This is a genomic window from Fenollaria sp., assembly GCF_057222035.1.
Map to the genome: position 1 here is coordinate 12,898 of NZ_JBXXYC010000010.1, position 18,085 is coordinate 30,982.

General features: G+C 35.9%; 18 protein-coding genes. 14 read left to right on the forward strand and 4 right to left on the reverse strand.

Annotated features, from left to right (window positions below; all coding sequences use genetic code 11):
- Positions 1–18: 18 nt before the first annotated feature.
- The 4 genes from AC2UOP_RS06880 to AC2UOP_RS06895 all read right to left on the reverse strand — a co-directional run bounded on the left by AC2UOP_RS06880 (position 19) and on the right by AC2UOP_RS06895 (position 5,128).
- The gene (locus tag AC2UOP_RS06880) at positions 19–909 is read right to left on the reverse strand and encodes a hypothetical protein (RefSeq protein WP_484833112.1); all 891 of its coding nucleotides are present in this window, start codon (positions 907–909) and stop codon (positions 19–21) included.
- Between the two features lie 78 nt (positions 910–987).
- Positions 988–2,736, reverse strand: coding sequence for an ABC transporter ATP-binding protein (locus AC2UOP_RS06885; RefSeq protein WP_484833113.1), 1,749 nt, complete (start codon positions 2,734–2,736; stop codon positions 988–990).
- Positions 2,729–4,276, reverse strand: coding sequence for a murein biosynthesis integral membrane protein MurJ (gene murJ / locus AC2UOP_RS06890; protein WP_480019154.1), 1,548 nt, complete (start codon positions 4,274–4,276; stop codon positions 2,729–2,731). Before murJ ends, AC2UOP_RS06885 begins: the two co-directional genes overlap by 8 nt.
- Positions 4,277–4,339: 63 nt before the next feature.
- Entirely contained in the window at positions 4,340–5,128 is a 789-nt protein-coding gene (locus AC2UOP_RS06895; protein WP_484833114.1) for a Cof-type HAD-IIB family hydrolase, read from the reverse strand.
- Positions 5,129–5,328: 200 nt separating this feature from the next.
- On the opposite strand from AC2UOP_RS06895, the gene AC2UOP_RS06900 reads away from it, so the two are divergent.
- The 14 genes from AC2UOP_RS06900 (at position 5,329) to AC2UOP_RS06965 (ending at position 17,910) form a co-directional block, all read left to right on the forward strand.
- Positions 5,329–6,780 carry a YfcC family protein gene (locus AC2UOP_RS06900; protein ID WP_484833115.1) on the forward strand — a complete coding sequence of 484 codons (1,452 nt, stop codon included), beginning with the start codon at positions 5,329–5,331 and terminating at the stop codon, positions 6,778–6,780.
- A 159-nt stretch (positions 6,781–6,939) separates the two neighbouring features.
- Positions 6,940–7,842, forward strand: a complete 903-nt coding sequence (gene murB, locus AC2UOP_RS06905) for a UDP-N-acetylmuramate dehydrogenase (protein ID WP_484833116.1) — start codon at positions 6,940–6,942, stop codon at positions 7,840–7,842.
- Positions 7,835–8,611 (forward strand): PHP domain-containing protein, encoded by a 777-nt coding sequence (locus AC2UOP_RS06910; protein ID WP_019213912.1) that lies wholly within the window; start codon positions 7,835–7,837, stop codon positions 8,609–8,611. The genes murB and AC2UOP_RS06910 overlap by 8 nt, the downstream gene beginning before the upstream one ends.
- A gap of 9 nt (positions 8,612–8,620) precedes the next feature.
- A complete protein-coding gene (gene rapZ, locus AC2UOP_RS06915) occupies positions 8,621–9,490 on the forward strand; it encodes an RNase adapter RapZ (protein ID WP_484833117.1) in 870 nt (289 codons plus the stop codon).
- Positions 9,483–10,487: a gluconeogenesis factor YvcK family protein gene (locus tag AC2UOP_RS06920; RefSeq protein ID WP_484833118.1), complete on the forward strand. Its 1,005-nt coding sequence runs from the start codon at positions 9,483–9,485 to the stop codon at positions 10,485–10,487. The genes rapZ and AC2UOP_RS06920 overlap by 8 nt, the downstream gene beginning before the upstream one ends.
- On the forward strand, positions 10,477–11,259 hold the full coding sequence (locus AC2UOP_RS06925) for a shikimate dehydrogenase family protein (protein ID WP_484833119.1): 783 nt from the start codon (positions 10,477–10,479) through the stop codon (positions 11,257–11,259). The genes AC2UOP_RS06920 and AC2UOP_RS06925 overlap by 11 nt, the downstream gene beginning before the upstream one ends.
- Entirely contained in the window at positions 11,249–12,067 is an 819-nt protein-coding gene (gene aroF / locus AC2UOP_RS06930; protein ID WP_484833120.1) for a 3-deoxy-7-phosphoheptulonate synthase, read from the forward strand. The genes AC2UOP_RS06925 and aroF overlap by 11 nt, the downstream gene beginning before the upstream one ends.
- Positions 12,060–13,067, forward strand: a complete 1,008-nt coding sequence (locus AC2UOP_RS06935) for a 3-dehydroquinate synthase (protein WP_070600393.1) — start codon at positions 12,060–12,062, stop codon at positions 13,065–13,067. The genes aroF and AC2UOP_RS06935 overlap by 8 nt, the downstream gene beginning before the upstream one ends.
- Entirely contained in the window at positions 13,039–14,274 is a 1,236-nt protein-coding gene (locus tag AC2UOP_RS06940; RefSeq protein WP_484833121.1) for a 3-phosphoshikimate 1-carboxyvinyltransferase, read from the forward strand. Before AC2UOP_RS06935 ends, AC2UOP_RS06940 begins: the two co-directional genes overlap by 29 nt.
- A complete protein-coding gene (gene aroC, locus AC2UOP_RS06945; RefSeq protein ID WP_484833122.1) occupies positions 14,252–15,298 on the forward strand; it encodes a chorismate synthase in 1,047 nt (348 codons plus the stop codon). The genes AC2UOP_RS06940 and aroC overlap by 23 nt, the downstream gene beginning before the upstream one ends.
- Positions 15,295–15,801 carry a shikimate kinase gene (locus tag AC2UOP_RS06950; RefSeq protein ID WP_106018613.1) on the forward strand — a complete coding sequence of 169 codons (507 nt, stop codon included), beginning with the start codon at positions 15,295–15,297 and terminating at the stop codon, positions 15,799–15,801. The genes aroC and AC2UOP_RS06950 overlap by 4 nt, the downstream gene beginning before the upstream one ends.
- Entirely contained in the window at positions 15,798–16,232 is a 435-nt protein-coding gene (aroQ, locus tag AC2UOP_RS06955) for a type II 3-dehydroquinate dehydratase (protein WP_484833123.1), read from the forward strand. Before AC2UOP_RS06950 ends, aroQ begins: the two co-directional genes overlap by 4 nt.
- Before the next feature lie 2 nt (positions 16,233–16,234).
- Complete coding sequence (locus tag AC2UOP_RS06960) at positions 16,235–17,281, forward strand: M42 family metallopeptidase (protein ID WP_484833124.1); 1,047 nt, start codon at positions 16,235–16,237, stop codon at positions 17,279–17,281.
- Positions 17,282–17,361: 80 nt separating this feature from the next.
- On the forward strand, positions 17,362–17,910 hold the full coding sequence (locus tag AC2UOP_RS06965; RefSeq protein WP_484833125.1) for a transposase: 549 nt from the start codon (positions 17,362–17,364) through the stop codon (positions 17,908–17,910).
- Positions 17,911–18,085 lie beyond the last annotated feature (175 nt).

The window sequence follows — 18,085 nt, forward strand, 5'->3', positions numbered from 1 at the left end:
ATGAAGTGCTTAATTTTATTATCTAGTATTAATTTCAAGATCGTTTGTTTCATTACCCACTACTTTGATATCGAATGGTCCATCGCCTGTTTCTTCTGCATTTAGTGCAAGTGTCACTGTTTTGTATGCAATGACTTGTAGTGTGATTGTTGTTGGCCCTGGCGCTACGACTTGTGGGTAGATGATTATATCTTTATTGTTTTTAAGAAGTACTTTTTCTACGCCGACTGTGTATCCTGGATTAGGAAATGCCATGGTGAAGGTGATTAGAATTTTATCTGCTACTTTTTTATAATAGATTGAATCGCCGTTATTACTTAAGCCTTCTGAAATGTTTTGCACATCAAATGATAGGTTCTTAGCGTTCTTTTCGCCTTCATTATCTTTAAAAATTTCGTATATTCTTTGCACTACTAAAACTCCTTCAACTTGTGATAATTTCTTTTGTGGAGCATATTTTTTGTCTTTGTTGCCATAAACAATACCTTTATTAAGAAGATATTTTAATTTTTCTTTTCTAATCTTGTCCATCTTTTCTATATCTGTGAAATCAAAGACTTTTTCTTCGTTGCGCGCAAATTTTATGTTTTTCACCCCATCAAATATATAGTCAATCATCGATTCTCTTGTTAGATAGTCGGAGTTAGCAAATATATTGACTTTGAAATCACCGTACTCGTTTGATAGCTTTTCAAGTGCTTTTGCAAAAACTTTTGCGGGTAGTGGAGCGTTTGGATTAAATTTTGCAAAATTATTTTCAGAAAGCTCTGTAAAATATTTCGTCATAAAATCTTCTTCAATCTTTTTTTCTGCCCAATGGCCTTTTAATTTATTTACACTCATCGCCATGACTGTGTTTGATAAGAGTATACAGATCATGAGTAGGGCGCTTATTATTCTTTTTTTCATATATTTTCCTCCTTTACTATGATTACTGTATTTATTATATCATAGAAAAGTCATAATATAGGTTACAAATGTATTAAATTACTTTAGATCAAGAAGCGAGCCTGTATAAAGCTTGTAGTAAAGACCTTCTTTTGACATAAGTTCATCGTGTGTGCCGCTTTCTTTTATGCCGTCATCTGTAAGAACTATAATTTTCTTAGCATTTTTGATAGTTGTCAATCTATGGGCAATTGTTAGTGTTGTTCTGCCTTGTGAAAGTTTTTCAAGTGATTCTTGTATAAGTCTTTCACTTGTGTTGTCAAGGGCTGATGTTGCCTCATCAAGTATAAGAACTTTTGGATTTTTCAAAAATACTCTCGCTATGGCAATTCTTTGCTTTTGTCCGCCAGATAGTTTTACACCGCGTTCACCAACATAAGTATTGAAGCCGTCTTTAAGCTCCATGATGAAATCATAAGCTCCAGCAAGTTTAGCAGCACTTATAACTTCTTCTTTACTTGCGTCTATCTTGCCGTACTTGATATTCTCAAGTATGGTACCGCTAAATAGATAAACTTCTTGTTGAACGGAGCCGATATTTTGTCTTAGAGACTTTAGTGTAAAATCTTTAATATTCTTGCCATCGATAAGTATCTCGCCTTTAGTAACATCGTAGAAACGAGGTATTAGGTTAACTAGAGTAGTTTTACCTGAACCCGATGGGCCAACTATAGCAACTGAGTCGCCTTCATTAACACTTAGATTAATATTAGAAAGAACTTTGTTTTTATCGTCAGGGTAGGCGAAGCTCACGTCTTTAAACTCGATATGGCCCTTAACATCTTTTAGCTCGATGGCGTCATCTTTGTCAAATATATCGACATCTGTATCCATAATCTCTATAAAACGCTCGATACCAGTCATGCCGGCATTGAAATTCTCCATAAAATCGACGATTCTTTTTATTGTTGTGAGTAAGCTTGAGGCGAATAAAACGTAGGCAATCATATCACCGGCAGAAATTTTGCCTGCCTTTATCAAGAAGCCACCGATACCTATAATCATAGTATACATGATGGCATCGAAAATTCTGTTTACTGTGCCGAAACCTGCCATGTATGTGTATCTTTTCTTTTTGATCTCAAGGAATTTATCGTTATCTTTTTCAAATTTCTCTACTTCGACATCTTCATTCGCAAAGGATTTGACTACTTTTGAGCCAAGCAGCGAATCTTCAAGTCCTGAGTTTAAATCACCTATGTGATCTCTTTGCTCTTTAAAGGCTCGGCGCATCTTGCGATTGTATGAGCTTGATGCATATATCATTATAGGTATCATGGTAAACATCAAGACTGTTAGCAAAACATTGATCCTTACCAAAATTGCGAATGATACGACTATCTTAAATGCTGCGATTAAGAACTCTTCTGGGCAATGATGAGCAAATTCAGTTACATCGAAGAGGTCATTAGTGATTCTCGCCATAATCTGTCCGACTTTAGTATTATTATAAAAACTATCGGATAAGTGCTGCAAATGGCTGAAGGCATCGCTACGCATGTCTTTTTCAATGTAGGCGCCCATGATGTGACCAACTTTAGTCATATAAAATTGAGCAATTATTTCAACGATACGTAAAGTGAAATATAAGCCGACTACTTTTAAGATGTATTGATTTGTTAAAAGCGCCATGTCCCTAGAAGCAGTATTAGTTATACTTCTTAATAATAAAGGAAAGACTAGTTCACAAACTGTAGTTAATACAGCGCAGAACAAGTCTAGGAACAATACTTTTCTATATTTTTTAAAGTAGGGCAAAAATCTTTTTAGTAATTCTTTGTTATTCATTAGTCCTCCTTCTAAAATTTAGTACAGCGTCTAAGGCATGAACCTTTAGCGCCTTAAGTGATATAACATAGATGACTAGAGAGATTACTCCTGATATAGCCATCATTAAAAATTTGATTATTTTTTTCTCGCCTAAAATTTTTACACCAAGTGTAAATAGTAAATACATAGAAAGCGCCATGATGATGGAGGCTGCTAGTATTTTTATAAGTGAGATGAGATTGTCTTTGATCTCGATATCTGGATAAACCTTTTTTAAAGAAATATATAGTGTTATTGCCGAAACCAAGGATGAGATCGATGTAGCAAGGGCAAGGCCTTTGTGCTGCATGAATCTAACTAAGATGATGTCGAAGCCGACGTTGACAGCGACAGCTATAAGACCATTGATCATCGGAATTTTAGTTTTTTGCATAGAATAAAATACTTTTTCGAATATCATTCTTAGTGATGCGAAGAAAAGTCCTAGGATATAGAACGTTAGTGCACCTGAAGTCATTAGTGTGGCTGTTTCGTTAAACATATTCCTTTGGAAAAGTATCTCAACTATTGGGTAGCTTAAAAAAACTATGGCGAAGGTAGCTGGAAGCGTGATAAGTGCGACTGTATCAACACTTTCGCTAATTATGCTTCTAATCTCTTGACTTTCGTTTCTAATCATGGATGAAGAAAGTTTTGGAAAAATTACAGTTGTTAGTGCCATTACAAAGACAGATATTATCATAAGATATATCTTTGATGAATAGTTTAGTACCGAGATCGATCCACTAACTAGCTCTGAAGCAAGCGTTTTATCTACAACTAAGTTGATTTGATATGCGCTCGAGCCTATAAGTATAGGAAGGATTAGCTTAAACATCTTTGTTACGTATGGATCTTTAAAATCAAGATCGGGCGTAAATCTGTATCTTTTGTGCTTAACAGCAGGTAATTGAATTAAAAATTGCATAGACGCCGCTATAACGCTGATAAACATCAAAAGGTCAATGTTGCCTCTTCTTGCGAAAGACATCAAAAAGATGATATAGATTAAATTATATGGTATACCCATGATGGCATAAGGGCCAAAAACATTTTCTGATTGCAAAAAGCTTGAGAAAATGTATGTAATTGATAAGAATAAAATTATTGGTATACCAATTTTCATTAGATAGGCTGTGTAGGCAAGTGTCTCGCCTGTAAAGCCTTTAGCGATAGCCTTTGTGATTAAAGGAGCGAAGATATAGGCTAAAACGCACAAAACGATGGCGATAAGGCCGATGATGTTCATGATTTTGTTCATGAATTTTATTTTACCGCGCTTGCCTTCTTTTTCTTCAACTTCTGAAAATATTGGCACAAGAGTAGTGTTTAAGCCGCTACCAAGTGCTCCAATCAAAAATATAACTGCAGTTGTAGCAGCAGTATACATATCAGTCTCGAGATTGGCACCATATTTCGACGCTATCATGGTTTCTCTGAAGAAGCCCATGATTTTGCTAATCAGCGTAAACACCGATATCATCGCGAGTGATTTAATAACAGTTTTTTTATTTGACATATATAAACCTCATTTTTTTAAATTCTTGTTAAATTTTATCACAAAGCATATAAAAAATCAAGTTTATAAGATGTAGTTTTCAATAAAATAAGCCGCTCCTGACTCATCGCAGTCCTTAGTAATATATGTCGCAGCATTTTTAATAACTGGCATTGCATTTGCCATGGCAACGGATACGCCAGTACCCTTAATCATCTCAAGATCATTTTCACTGTCACCAAAACTGATGGTATCTTTTATATCAATACCAAGTTTTTGAATTATTTCATTTATTCCTTTTAGCTTAGAAGTTTTTTTGCTATTGATATCTGCAAAATCATCGTTCCATCTCTTAAAGACAGAATTGTTCATGTATGGCACTAAATTTTCTTCGTCAAAGGCTCTAGTAGTATATGAGTTCATTTGAAAAACTTTAGATAAATCCAAATCATCGAGTAAAGCAATTTTAGGTATAGGCACTTCAACGTGGTCATGAACAGCGTGAACCTTGTCATCAGCCATGTTAAGCACAACACCTTCGCGAGTAAAAAGCGATAGGGCAAAGTTAAGCCTTTTTGATGCATCCACAATGAAGTGAACGTCATCTTCATCCATAAAATGCTCAGAAATAATTTCTTCACCAATCACATTAAGATTACCGTTCATGCCTACAAAGCCATCGACCTCAAGAGTATTGTCTAAAACCTTCATTATATTATTCTTGTCACGGCCAGATGAGATAAAGACCAGTATACCATTGTCTCTAAGTTTATTAATAGCTGCGATATCTCTATCACTAATCTTATGAGTAGTGAAGCTGACTATGGTTCCATCCATATCAAAGAAAGCCGCTTTTATATTATTTAATTTCATTTTGCACCTCCGAATAAATATTATACCCAAAAATTTGAATTAATATATAAATAATATGTCAATGGCTATGCTTAAAAAGGCGGGGACTTAGTTAGACAATGATAAATTTATCACTATAGGCAAAAAAAGTGTTGCATAAGTACTGGAGATGTAGTATAATTATTATAAGGATAGTAAACAATCATTAAGGAGGTAAAATGATGGAAAAAACAAAAAAGAAACGTTCATTAAGTGCTTATAGTATTCTTATCCTAATTATACTATTTGTTGCAATCTTATCATGGATTTTTAATGGAGCACAATTTGCCCCTGTAGTTCCTAAGGGAGCTGAAGAAGCTGTTACTGAAGTAGCGGCAGCCAAATTACCAGACATAGCAATGAGTTTTTACAACGGTTTCATTGACGCTATAGATATCGCCATCTTCGTTATGGTTATCGGTGGTTTCTTAGCAGTTGTTAACAAAACAGGAGCTCTTGAAGCTGGTATTCACAGACTTGTTAAAAATATGAAGGGTAGAGAAATGGCTCTTATCGCTGTACTTATGATTCTATTCTCAATCGGTGGATCAACTTACGGTATGGCAGAAGAAACTGTTGCCTTATATCCTTTAATCATCACTGCGATGGTAGCTGCAGGCTTTGATACACTAGTTGCTGTAGCAACTGTTCTTCTTGGAGCAGGCGCCGGCGTACTTGGTTCAACTGTTAACCCATTTGCTACAGGTGTAGCTATGGACGCACTTAACGGTGCAGGAGTTGAATGTAACAAAGGTACTGTTATATTACTAGGTGCTGTACTTTGGGCAGTAGCTTTAGGTACTGCAATGTACTTCGTATTAAAATACGCTAGCAAAGTACACAAAGACAAAGGATCAACAATACTATCACTTCAAGAAAGAGAAGTTATGGACAAAGAGTTCAAAACTACAAAGACTGATGATGAGTTAGTATTCACAGGAAGACACAAATTTATCCTTGTTGTATTCGCAATTACTTTTATTATTATGATTATTTCTTTAATACCTTGGCCAGATTTTGGCGTAACAGCATTTGAAGGCTGGTCAGCAGTATTAACTGGCACACCACTTGGTGAATGGTACTTCCCAGAAATTTCAGTATTATTCTTCCTAGTATCAATCATTATTGGTTGGATTGGAAGATTATCTGAAAAAGAAGTTGTTAACGCATTCGTAGCTGGAGCTGCAGACATATTGTCAGTAGTTTTAGTTATCGTTGTAGCAAGAGCTGCATCAGTACTAATGGCTCAAACTCACATTGATGCTCTTATACTAGATAGATCAGCAACAGCATTATCAGGTCTACCAGTATTCTTATTCGTACCATTTGCATACATCGTTTACATTGCACTATCATTCTTCATCCCATCAACATCAGGTCTTGCAACACTATCTATCCCAGTTATGGGCGGATTAGCTGCTAAACTTGGTTATTCACCAGAAGTTATGATATTAATATTCTGCGCTGCAGAAGGTGTTGTAAACTATGTAACACCAACATCAGGCGTTGTTATGGGTGCAATACAAATTTCTAAGATGGAATTAGGTACTTGGTATAAATGGGTTAAGAAACCTCTTATATTCACAGTAATATTCTCAATAATTGTATTAACTGTAGCAATGATGATTTTCTAAAATTGTTTACTATCAGAGAAGTCCCTTAGGGGGCTTCTTTTTTTGTATTTTATAATAATTTATTTATAAATATTGGTCAAAGTGTAAAAAACTTTGACCATTTTTATATAGGTATAGAAAATATTCTTCACTTATGGTATAATTATATTGGAGGAATGTATGAAGAAAATACTTGAAGAATTAAAAAAATTAAATATAGAAAAAATTATAGAAGACGAAAGTTTATCTAAGTACACTACTTTTAAGATAGGTGGACCTGCTAAAATTTTGATTGAAGCGGTGAGCGATGAAGAAATTTTAAAAATTGTTAAACTTTTTGATGAGATGAAAGAAAATTATCTTATCATTGGCAATGGCAGTAATCTTCTTATTAGTGATGAGGTATTTGAAAGACCAGTTATTGTTCTTGATAAAAATTTTGCAAAAATTATGCCAATAAATGAAGTGACTTTATATGCTGAGGCTGGCGCATCACTAAAGAGCCTAGCAAATAAAGCGCTTGATTTAGAACTTGGTGGTCTTGAAGCTATCTCAGGCATTCCTGGCACTGTAGGGGGAGCGGTCTATATGAACGCCGGTGCGTATGGAAGTGAGATAAAAGATGTAGTGACTAAGGTAAGATGCATTAAAGATGAGAAGATAGTTGAATTAGACGCGAGCGAAGCAAATTTTGCTCACAGAAGAAGTATTTTTCAGGAAAAAGGCTACGTAATATTAGGCGCTTATTTTAAGTTAGAGAAAAAAGCGAGAAAAGAGATAGAGGCTGAGCAAAAAGATTACACGCAAAGAAGAGTTGACAAGCAGCCGCTTGAGTATCCGTCTGCTGGATCCGTATTTAAAAGACCCGAAGGATATTACGCATCTAAACTTATTGAAGACGCTGGACTAAAAGGGCTCTCTGTCGGCGGTGCCATGGTTAGCAAAAAGCACTCTGGCTTTATTATTAACACAGGCGGAGCAAGTTTTGACGACGTAGTCACACTTATTGAAAAAGTAAAAGCTATAGTAAAAGAAAAGTTCGCTGTCGATCTTGAAGAGGAGATAAGGATTATAAATGAATAAAATTAGATTATATGGCGATTACCATACGCATACGATATTCTCGTCAGGAACTAAGGGCAATCTTGGTAGACACGCTACACAAACACCTGAGGAGAGCGCAAAAAAAGCGTATCTTATGGGTCTTAAGGAGCTAGCAATTACTGATCATGGCCTTGCCCATTACATGTTTGGCATAAAGAGAAGTAATTTGCCAGTTCTTAGAGCAAGGATTGACAAGTTAAATGAGGAATATAATGACAAGGGACTAAAGATACTTATGGGTGTAGAGGCGAATTTACTTGATTTTAACGGCACTGTAGACCTTGACGCAGACATAATGAACTATCTAGACATAGTTCTTATGGGCTTTCATTATGGAATAAAAACGAAAAATTTTAAGGAGCAGATGAAATTATCGATACTGCCTCAAATTTCAAAACCGTTCAAGAAATGGCACGAAGAAGTGACAGAGAGGGTTACAGACTCATACATCAAGGCGATAGAGAAGTACCCAATAAAGATAATTACTCATCCGGGTGACAAGATAGATGTAAACATTGTTAGACTCGCCAAGGCATGTAAAGAACATGGAGTGGCACTAGAAATAAATTCATCGCACAAGAATCTTTCGGTTGAAGATTTGATTAAGATTAAGGATATAGATGTCGATCTATACTTAGGATCGGACGCTCACAGACTAGAGCGTGTAGGCGATGTAAAAGAAGCATTAAGAAGAGCTGACGAAGCTCAAATTGATATTAAGAGAATTAAGAATATTTATATAGAATAGGAGGATATTATGGACATATATGTAGTAACAGGCATGAGTGGTGCCGGAAAAAGTTCTTTATTGAATTTCATGGAAGATAATGGATTTTACTGCATTGACAATATGCCTCCTGTTTTATTGCCAAAATTTTTCGAGCTAATTGGTAATGACAATGAAGACATAAACAAGGTTGCCTTTGGTATGGACATAAGAGGCAAGGAATTTTTTAATGATATGCTAACTGTTATCGATGGGCTTGAAAAAAAGAATTTAGATTTTAAATTAATATTTTTAGACGCTAGAGATAGTGAGCTAATTAAGCGCTTCAACGAAAGAAGAAGGCCACATCCATTAAGCAAGGATGGCTCCTTAAAAGATGGTATACAAAAGGAAAGAGAGACGCTTAAGGAGCTTAAGGACAAGTCTGACTACATCATAGATACAAGCTCTATGAAGAGCAGCGACTTAAAAGATAAGCTTTATGAAATACTTTCAAATACCATTACAAGAAAGAAACTTACCATAGTCGTGGAAAGCTTTGGTTTTAAGTACGGAATTTTGGAGGAGGCAGATCTTGTCTTTGATGTGAGATTCTTACCAAATCCATATTATCTTGAAGATTTAAGGCCCTTGTCAGGACTTAATAAAGAAATAAAGGAATTTTTAGAAAAATATGACGCAACAGAAGAATTTTTCCAAAAACTTATAGATATGCTTGATTTTTTATTACCAAATTATATAAAGGAAGGAAAAAATCAATTAACCATAGGCATGGGATGCACGGGTGGTAGACACAGAAGCGTTTACATGGCTGAAAGGCTTTATGAATATTTAAAGGAAAAGAAAAATTTAACCGTTTTGAAAAATAGAGACATGGATAAAGAGGCGCGCAATGTTTAGTTATAGAAGCTTAAACCCTAGGATAGTGACTATAGGCGGAGGAACAGGCTTATCGACGCTACTAAAGGGTATAAAAAATTATTCTTCAGAGATAACTGCGCTTGTGACTATGGCTGACGATGGTGGCGGAAGCGGCATTTTAAGAAGAAGCTTCGGCATGCTGCCACCAGGCGATGTGCGTAACTGTCTTTTAGCACTTTCCGATATAGAGCCTGAAATGAATACTCTTCTTTCACATCGTTTTGAGAAGGGCGAGTTAAAGGGCCAATCCTTCGGCAATTTATTTTTACTTGCAATGAATGAAATATATGGCTCATTTGAAGAAGCTGTCAAGATGGCGTCAAGCATACTAAGGGTCAAGGGAACTGTTATGCCCATCACCGTAAACGATGTCAATATCGAGGCGACTTATGACGACAAGAGCAAGGCTTTTGGCGAGAGCATATTGCCAGCTGAGGCGATAAAAGACAATAAAAAGATTAAAAGAGTTGAGCTTTGTCCAAAGGACGTTGAGCCGCTTGATGGCGTAATCACAGCCATTAACAGGGCGGATATCATACTTATAGGACCCGGTAGCTTATATACATCGGTTATACCAAATTTGCTCGTGAAAGGCGTTAAAGAAGCGATTCTTTCTTCATCAGCAAAAAAGATTTACGTGCAAAACGTAATGACTCAGCACGGAGAGACTGATAAGATGTCTGTAAAAGATCATATCGAGGCGATTTTTGAACACTCAGATAAAATTTTTGACTCGATTATTATAAATAATAAGGTTTTAAGCGAAGAGCTTAAGAAAAAATATCAAGAAAAATATCAAGAGCAAATATTTTTGACGGGTGAAGACAAGAAATTTTTAAAAGAAGAGGCGATTGATTATATCGAAGGCGATTGCTTGGATGATGGCGACTATGCTAGACACGACAGCGAAAAGCTTGCGAATATGATCATCGATTATTATATAAAGACTAGAAGGGTAAAGACTTATGAGAAATAAATTATTCGTGATAGGAAGTCCGATTGAGCAGTCAAAGTCACCTGAAGTGATGAAGGACTTTATTAATAGAGATGGACTTGAACTTAATTACGAAAAAAAAGAAATAAATAAAGATGGACTTGAAAGCTTTGTAAATGAAGCAAAGACTGGCGAAGTTCTAGGTTTTAACATAACTACACCACTTAAGGAAGAAATTATTAAATACGCTGATGAAGTGAGTGAAGCGGTTAAAATTTTAGGCGCAGCTAATACGGCAAACCTTGCAAATGGCGAGATGAGTCTACACAATACTGATTACATCGGCTTTATGAAGGACATAAGTAGCCAAATACCAAAATATGAGAGATATTCTTACGCTGTTTTAGGTACTGGTGGAGCGGCTCGCAGCATTATTTATGCTCTTCTTAAGCTAAACATCTTTCAAATAACTGTTTATACGCGCGATGAGGTTGAGGCGCATTATAAATTAAAGAATTTTGAAGACGATATAGAGATTTATCCTTATGGCTACGGCATGGATCAAGATGTAATCATTAACGCGACTGGACTTGGCATGGCAGGAAAGCTTGATGAGAGCCCATTATCAAAGGAAGATTTTGAGATGAGCAGAGCCGGTTTTGCTTATGATTTAACATATAATCCTGAAGAGACAAAATTCTTGGAGCTTGCTAAAGAAGCGGGTCTCATCACTATGAATGGCTGGGGCATGTTTATGGGTCAAGCAGAAGAAGCCTTTAAAATTTGGACTGGAGCTGATAGAAATGAACTTTGAACAAGAAAAATCATCAAAGACATATAAAGAAAAAACAATTATTAATATAGGCAGCGAAAAGATTGGTGATGGCTTTACACTTATTGCCGGTCCTTGTGCTTGTGAATCTTATGAATCACTTCTTGATGAGGTAAAATTTTTATCATCTCGCGGAATAAAATTTATAAGAGCAGGTGCTTTTAAGCCGAGGACATCACCATATAGCTTCCAAGGCTTAGGACGCGAAGCGCTTGAATATTTTAAAGAAATAAAAAAGGTTTATGACGTGAAATTTGTCTCCGAGCTAATGGATTTGCGTGAGCTTGATTATTTTATGGACTCAGTTGACATAATCCAAGTTGGCGCAAGAAATATGCAAAATTTTTCACTACTCACAGAGCTTGGCAAAATAAATAAACCAGTATTATTGAAAAGAGGCTTTGCAAATAAAATAAAAGAATTTATCGCGGCGGCTGAATATATTTTGAAGGGCGGCAATGAAGACGTTATTTTATGCGAAAGAGGCATAAGGACTTTCGAGACAGCTACTAGAAATACGCTTGATATCTCGAGTGTGCCTATAATTAAGAAATATACAAATCTACCAATCATAGTCGATCCATCACATGCAGGAGGCATTGACTACTTAGTTAAGCCTCTAAGTCTCGCGAGTGTAGCTGTTGGCGCAGACGGGATCATTGTCGAAGTAAATGACAAGAAAAGAGAGGCACTTTCAGATGGCGAGCAAGCCATAAATTATGCTGAGTTTGATGATTTATTATTAGATTTAAAGAAAATACTTAAGGCGATGGGCAAATCTTATGAATAAAGATGAACTTTCTTATGAAATAAAAATTATTCACAAGGCGAGTGAAATTATTTTAGAGAAAAAATTTACTAAGCACCTTGTATTAACAGATAGAAATCTTTATAGAGAGCAAAGAGCTTTTATTGATGAGATAATTAAGAAATATGATGCATACATCTATGTGATAGATGCTGGTGAAGAGACGAAAAGTCTTAGCGTTTTAGAAAATATTCTTGAGTACGCATCTGATAAGCTTGATAGGCACTCAATTATAATCAATGTGGGCGGCGGCGTAGTAACGGACATTGGCGGCTTTGCAGCTTCGATTCTTTATAGAGGCATAAAGCATGTAAACGTTGCAACAAGCCTACTTGCTATGACAGACGCAGCCATCGGTTCAAAGACTGGCATAGATTTTTGCGATAAAAAAAATATTTTAGGCACATTTTATGATCCATACAAAGTTTTCATAGCCATAGATGCACTTAAAACGCTTCCTAAAGATGAGTATATATCAGGTTTTGCAGAAGTGATTAAACATGCACTTATTTATAATGATGAATTATATGATTTAATTAAAAATGATGCAAATATTGAAGAAATTTTAGAAAAATCCATTTGGACAAAAGTTCATTTTGTTTGTGAAGACAAAAATGAGAAGGGTGCTCGCATGTCGCTAAATTTTGGCCACACCTTTGGTCACGTGATTGAAGCAGCAAGCGGATTTGCTCTATCACATGGCCATAGCGTTGCCACTGGGATGAAGATTGCTCTTGAGCTTGGCAAAATTTTAAATATTACAGATGAAGAAACTTATATGAGGAGTTTTGAATTAATTCATAAATATTATCCAATCGAAGAAATAAATTATGAGATAAAATCACTTAAAAGTGATAAAAAGATGATGGGTGACGAAATAAACTTTGTTTTTTTGAAAAATAAAGAGGCACTTATACAAAAAATGGACGAGAGAAAGGTAGTAGAGCTTTATAATGAGCATATTAAGAATAAAAAATTCTAAATTAAAGGGTGAAGTTTATGTAAATCACTCAAAAAGTTACTTGCACAGATATATCTTTGCAAGTTCTTTTGCTGGCGAAAATACCATAATCAAAGGATTTGACTTATCTGACGACATTAAAGACACTATGCTTAGTCTAATAAGTTTTGCTGATTTTGATCTTTTGGATAATGGTGACGTCCTTGTCAAGCCGCGTGAGAATAAAAAAAGTCCAGATAGAATCCGCATCGAAGCCTCTGGTACAACGCTTCGCTTTATGTTATTAAATATTTTGGATGGCAATTTGCATGAGATATACATGGGCGATAAGCTATATGAAAGGCCAAATGATACTATTTTTAAAATTTTTAATGACAATGGTATAAAATTTCATAGAAATGATAAGAACAAGTCCATCACCATAAAAGGCGACTTGGTCAAAGATGAATACATAATTACAGAAGACATCTCAAGCCAATTCGTCTCAGCTCTTTTATTTAAGCTTGCGCGCATGAATTTTGATTCACGTATAATTCTTGACTGTGATATATCTTCACGCTCATACATTGACATGAGTATTAAGTGCCTAGAAGATTTTGGTATAGAAATTGAAGCGAGTGAAAATGAATTTAAAATAAAGGGCGGACAAGATTTTAAAACAGCTGGTGAATATGTGATTGAAAGAGATTACTCAAACGCAGCTAATTACTACGCAGCAAATTATTTGGGCTCTAATATAAATATCATGGACATGGATGAGTCAAGCATACAAGGCGATAAAAAGGCAATCGATATTTTATCTAAATATGATCAGACGCAAAATCTTAGCTTTGATATGAAGGACTCGCCAGACATAGTGCCAATACTTGCTATGGCGGCACTATTTAGAAAGCATAAAACTACATTCACTTCTATAAATAGATTGATTTTTAAGGAATCAAACAGGGTTCAAGCAATTATCAATGAACTTAAAAAGATTGGAGCAAAAATTATTTTCACAAATGACAGCTTAATCGTGAATCCGCTTGAGGACATCATCATGTATACCAATATGTTTGATGCGTATAATGACCACAGGATAGCCATGATGATAGCGATGCTTGCGACAAAGCTTGATCAAGATATATTCTTAAGTGGCTACGAGTGCGTGAATAAGTCATATCCGAAATTTTTCGAGGATTATATAAGTTTGGGAGGCGAGGTCAATGTCATCGACAATTGGAAATAGAATAAGGCTCACTCTTTCAGGTGAATCGCATGGAAAATTTATGACGGCGACGCTTGATGGCTTAGCTAGCGGCATAGAAGTCGATAGAGACTACATTGATAAAATCCTTTTAGAGAGAAGACCAAAATCAATTGCTTCGAGTGCGCGAAGAGAGGCTGATGAATACGAGATCATATCCGGTGTTTTCAATGGATTCACAACAGGAGCCGCACTTACCATACTTATGAAAAATTCTGACGTTGATAGCTCTTCGTATGAAAAAACAAAAGATTTAGCAAGACCATCGCAGGCTGATTATCCTGCCTTTGTTAAGTACAAGAGCTTTAATGACTATCGCGGCTCGGGCATATTCTCAGCTCGTTTAACAGCGCCAGTTTGTGCGGCTGCTGCAATTATTTTAAAAGAGCTAGAAAAGAAAGGAATTACTTTTGAAACGCATTTAAAAAGAGTGGGTAAAATCATTGACGAAGCGCGCGGCGAAGAATTTTTATCAAAAACATATCACATGTATAAGTACAGTGACGACGAGACCCAAAAATATTTAGACGAGATAAAAAATGAAAACGATAGCGTTGGAGCAGAGGTCGAATTAATTATAAAAGGCGTCAAGGCAGGCCTTGGCGAGCCGCCATTTGCTCCGCTTGATGGGGAGCTAGCAAGATACATGTATTTGATTCCATCTGTAAAATCTGTTTCCTTTGGCGATGGCAATGATTTTGCTCAGAGCCTTGGCAGCGAAGTAGCTGACGAGATGAGAGTAGAAGACGACAAAGTAAAATTTTTAAAAAATACTAACGGTGGCATCATTGGAGGTATATCAAATGGCGCAGACATAGTACTTAGCTGCGTATTTAAGCCTATTGCATCAATACCACGTGAGTTTAAGACCATAAACATGAAAACTATGGAAAACGCTGAGATAAATATAAATGGCAGACATGACGCTTCAGTCGTTCCACGCGTTTACCCAATTATGAAGTGCTACGCAGCTCTTGCCATCTACGATATGCTGGTGAGCGCATGAATATAATTATCATAGGCATGCCAAACAGCGGAAAGACGACCATCGCCTACGAACTCGCTCGCAAAATTGGCTACAAGGCCATTGACATAGATAGACTCATTGAAAAAGAGGCTGGGATGAGCATAAATGAAATTTTTCGAAAATTTGGCGAGGAAGATTTTAGGCGCAGAGAGACACTTGCTTGCGAAAGAGTAGCTAGGCTCGATAAAAGAGTTATAGCGACTGGCGGCGGAACAGTTATGCGCGAAGAAAATATGAATTTTTTAAAAAATCGCGGCTATGTCATTTATTTAAAGAGGCCGCTTGAGTTTTTGAAAACAAATCTTGATACATCGAGAAGACCCTTACTAAGAGCCGAGGGCGACCCGATGACGAAGCTTTATAATCAAAGAGCGCCTTTATTCGAAAAGTATTGTGACATGACGATGAAAACAGACAAATCAGTTTTTTTGATGTGTAAAGAAATAAAAAGGCGTTTAAAGGTACAAGGAGTGATTAAATGAAAAAAATAATTGTAATCAACGGACCGAATATTAATATACTTGGCAAGAGAGAGCTTGAAATTTATGGCAATTTATTTTATAATGATTTAGTAAATGAATTAAAGTCTTATGCGAAGGATAAAGGAGCTAATTTAGATGAGTTTCAATCAAATTCTGAAGGAGCCATCATTGATAAGCTTCAAGAACTAATTGATGGGGAATATGATGCTGTTATCATTAATCCAGCTGCTTACTCGCATTACAGCTATGCCATATATGATGCACTAAAGGCTATAAAGATAAAAAAAGTCGAAGTGCACTTAACAAATATATTGGCACGCGATGAGTTTAGAAAAAATTCTGTCACAGCAGCAGCTTGTGATGGAGTTATCTCAGGCTTTGGCTTTGATTCATACAAATTAGCAATAGATTATTTATTAAGGGAGGAATAATAATGGACGTTAAATACGATTTAGACTACATGGTTGAATTTATGGTAAAGCTATTAAAAACACCATCACCAACAGGAGATACTATCAAGGCACTTAACTTAGTTGAAGAAGAACTTGCTAAATACGGCTTAAAGGCTCATAAGAATGCTAAGAACGGCTTTTATGTAACAGTTGAAGGCGAAGACGACGAAGAGCAAGTGACTTTATCAGCTCACGTTGATACACTTGGCTGCATGGTTAAAGACATAACAGGAAATGGTAGACTTAAACTTACAAAATTAGGCGGATATCCATGGAATGTAATTGAAGGCTGTGAATGTGTTATCTCAACTATTGATGATGGCGAATACACAGGCACTATACTTACTAATGTTTCTTCAACTCATGTTTATGGTGCAAAAGCTGACGAAACAAAGAGAGACGAAGACTCAATGGAGATTAGAATTGACGAAAAAGTTTCATCAAGAGAAGATGTTGAAAAACTTGGCATAAACGTTGGTGACTATGTTTACCTATATCCAGGCACATGGGTTACACCATCAGGCTTTATTAAGTCAAGACACCTTGATGACAAGGCTTGCGTTGCAGTTCTTGTAGGACTTGTAAAATATTTAAAAGAAAATAATATTAAGCCAAAACACACAACAAACTTCTTTATCTCAAACTATGAAGAGCTTGGCCACGGATCAAGCGCTGGTCTACCTGAAAAAACAGTTGAGTTCATAGCTGTAGACATGGCAGCACCAGGCACTGGACAAACATCTTCAGAATTCAAGTGCACTGTTTGTGTAAAAGATTCTTCAGGACCTTATGACAAGATGATGAGCGAAAAATTTATAAAATTAGCTAGAAAGAATGATATTCCATACGCAATAGACATCTATCCATACTACGGATCAGACGCATCAGCAGTTTTAAGAGCAGGCTGGAACGTAAGAGCCGCACTTATAGGACCAGGTGTTGACGCATCACACAGCTTTGAAAGAACACACAAAGAAGCAGTTGATGCAACATTTAGACTAGCACTAGCTTATTTATTAGAAGACTAATAATAGCTTATATATAAAAAATGCTTACAGCAATGATATGTACCCTCTTTACTGGACAAACCAGTAAGGAGGGTATTTTTATGCGATATAGTTATGAATTCAAAAAAGAATGCGTAGAACTATACAAACAAGGAAAATGGATGGAAACACCAGAAGGAATTAAACAAGAAGCGTTCAGAAGTAGTATAAGGTATTGGATCAGACTTGTAGACCTTCATGGAGAAGAGATACTTAAACACAAAGAACAGAACAAAGAGTGGACTGCAGAAGAAAAATTTAAGCTTGTATCAAAAGTTTTAGCAGGAAATTCATATAAGTCTGTAGCTATAGAGGTTGGTATTCCAGATGGTCAACTTTACACTTGGGTTAATAAATATAAAAATTTTGGGTATAATTCTCTTGAAATTAAGAAGAGAGGAAGACCATCTAAAATGAATGATAAGAATGAAAAAATTGATATAGAACCAAAGCCACTTAACGAATCAGAACGAGAAGAACTTATTCGTTTAAGAGAAGAAGTTAGATATTTAAGAACAGAGCGAGCAGTCGAAAAAAAATTAGACGCCTTGAGAAGGGAAAAATATGCTGCATATCTCAAGGCGAAAAAGCAGCAGTCATCAGAGCACTAAGAGATGAAGAATACAAACTAAAATATCTTTTAAGAGCTATGAACCTACCTAAATCAACATACTACTACGAATTAAGTAAAGTTGATCAAGTTGATCTAAGAAACAAAGAAATCAAAGAAAAGATACAAGAAATATTTACCTCAAACAAAGGTAGATACGGAGTAAGAAGAGTTCA

What these genes read in the sequence shown, in the direction of transcription:
- AC2UOP_RS06880 (WP_484833112.1), bottom strand. Translation starts at nt 909, where the DNA reads ATGAAAAAAAGAATAATAAGCGCCCTACTCATGATCTGTATACTCTTA.
- AC2UOP_RS06885 (WP_484833113.1), bottom strand. Translation starts at nt 2,736, where the DNA reads ATGAATAACAAAGAATTACTAAAAAGATTTTTGCCCTACTTTAAAAAA.
- murJ (WP_480019154.1), bottom strand. Translation starts at nt 4,276, where the DNA reads ATGTCAAATAAAAAAACTGTTATTAAATCACTCGCGATGATATCGGTG.
- AC2UOP_RS06895 (WP_484833114.1), bottom strand. Translation starts at nt 5,128, where the DNA reads ATGAAATTAAATAATATAAAAGCGGCTTTCTTTGATATGGATGGAACC.
- AC2UOP_RS06900 (WP_484833115.1), top strand. Translation starts at nt 5,329, where the DNA reads ATGGAAAAAACAAAAAAGAAACGTTCATTAAGTGCTTATAGTATTCTT.
- murB (WP_484833116.1), top strand. Translation starts at nt 6,940, where the DNA reads ATGAAGAAAATACTTGAAGAATTAAAAAAATTAAATATAGAAAAAATT.
- AC2UOP_RS06910 (WP_019213912.1), top strand. Translation starts at nt 7,835, where the DNA reads ATGAATAAAATTAGATTATATGGCGATTACCATACGCATACGATATTC.
- rapZ (WP_484833117.1), top strand. Translation starts at nt 8,621, where the DNA reads ATGGACATATATGTAGTAACAGGCATGAGTGGTGCCGGAAAAAGTTCT.
- AC2UOP_RS06920 (WP_484833118.1), top strand. Translation starts at nt 9,483, where the DNA reads ATGTTTAGTTATAGAAGCTTAAACCCTAGGATAGTGACTATAGGCGGA.
- AC2UOP_RS06925 (WP_484833119.1), top strand. Translation starts at nt 10,477, where the DNA reads ATGAGAAATAAATTATTCGTGATAGGAAGTCCGATTGAGCAGTCAAAG.
- aroF (WP_484833120.1), top strand. Translation starts at nt 11,249, where the DNA reads ATGAACTTTGAACAAGAAAAATCATCAAAGACATATAAAGAAAAAACA.
- AC2UOP_RS06935 (WP_070600393.1), top strand. Translation starts at nt 12,060, where the DNA reads ATGAATAAAGATGAACTTTCTTATGAAATAAAAATTATTCACAAGGCG.
- AC2UOP_RS06940 (WP_484833121.1), top strand. Translation starts at nt 13,039, where the DNA reads ATGAGCATATTAAGAATAAAAAATTCTAAATTAAAGGGTGAAGTTTAT.
- aroC (WP_484833122.1), top strand. Translation starts at nt 14,252, where the DNA reads ATGTCATCGACAATTGGAAATAGAATAAGGCTCACTCTTTCAGGTGAA.
- AC2UOP_RS06950 (WP_106018613.1), top strand. Translation starts at nt 15,295, where the DNA reads ATGAATATAATTATCATAGGCATGCCAAACAGCGGAAAGACGACCATC.
- aroQ (WP_484833123.1), top strand. Translation starts at nt 15,798, where the DNA reads ATGAAAAAAATAATTGTAATCAACGGACCGAATATTAATATACTTGGC.
- AC2UOP_RS06960 (WP_484833124.1), top strand. Translation starts at nt 16,235, where the DNA reads ATGGACGTTAAATACGATTTAGACTACATGGTTGAATTTATGGTAAAG.
- AC2UOP_RS06965 (WP_484833125.1), top strand. Translation starts at nt 17,362, where the DNA reads ATGCGATATAGTTATGAATTCAAAAAAGAATGCGTAGAACTATACAAA.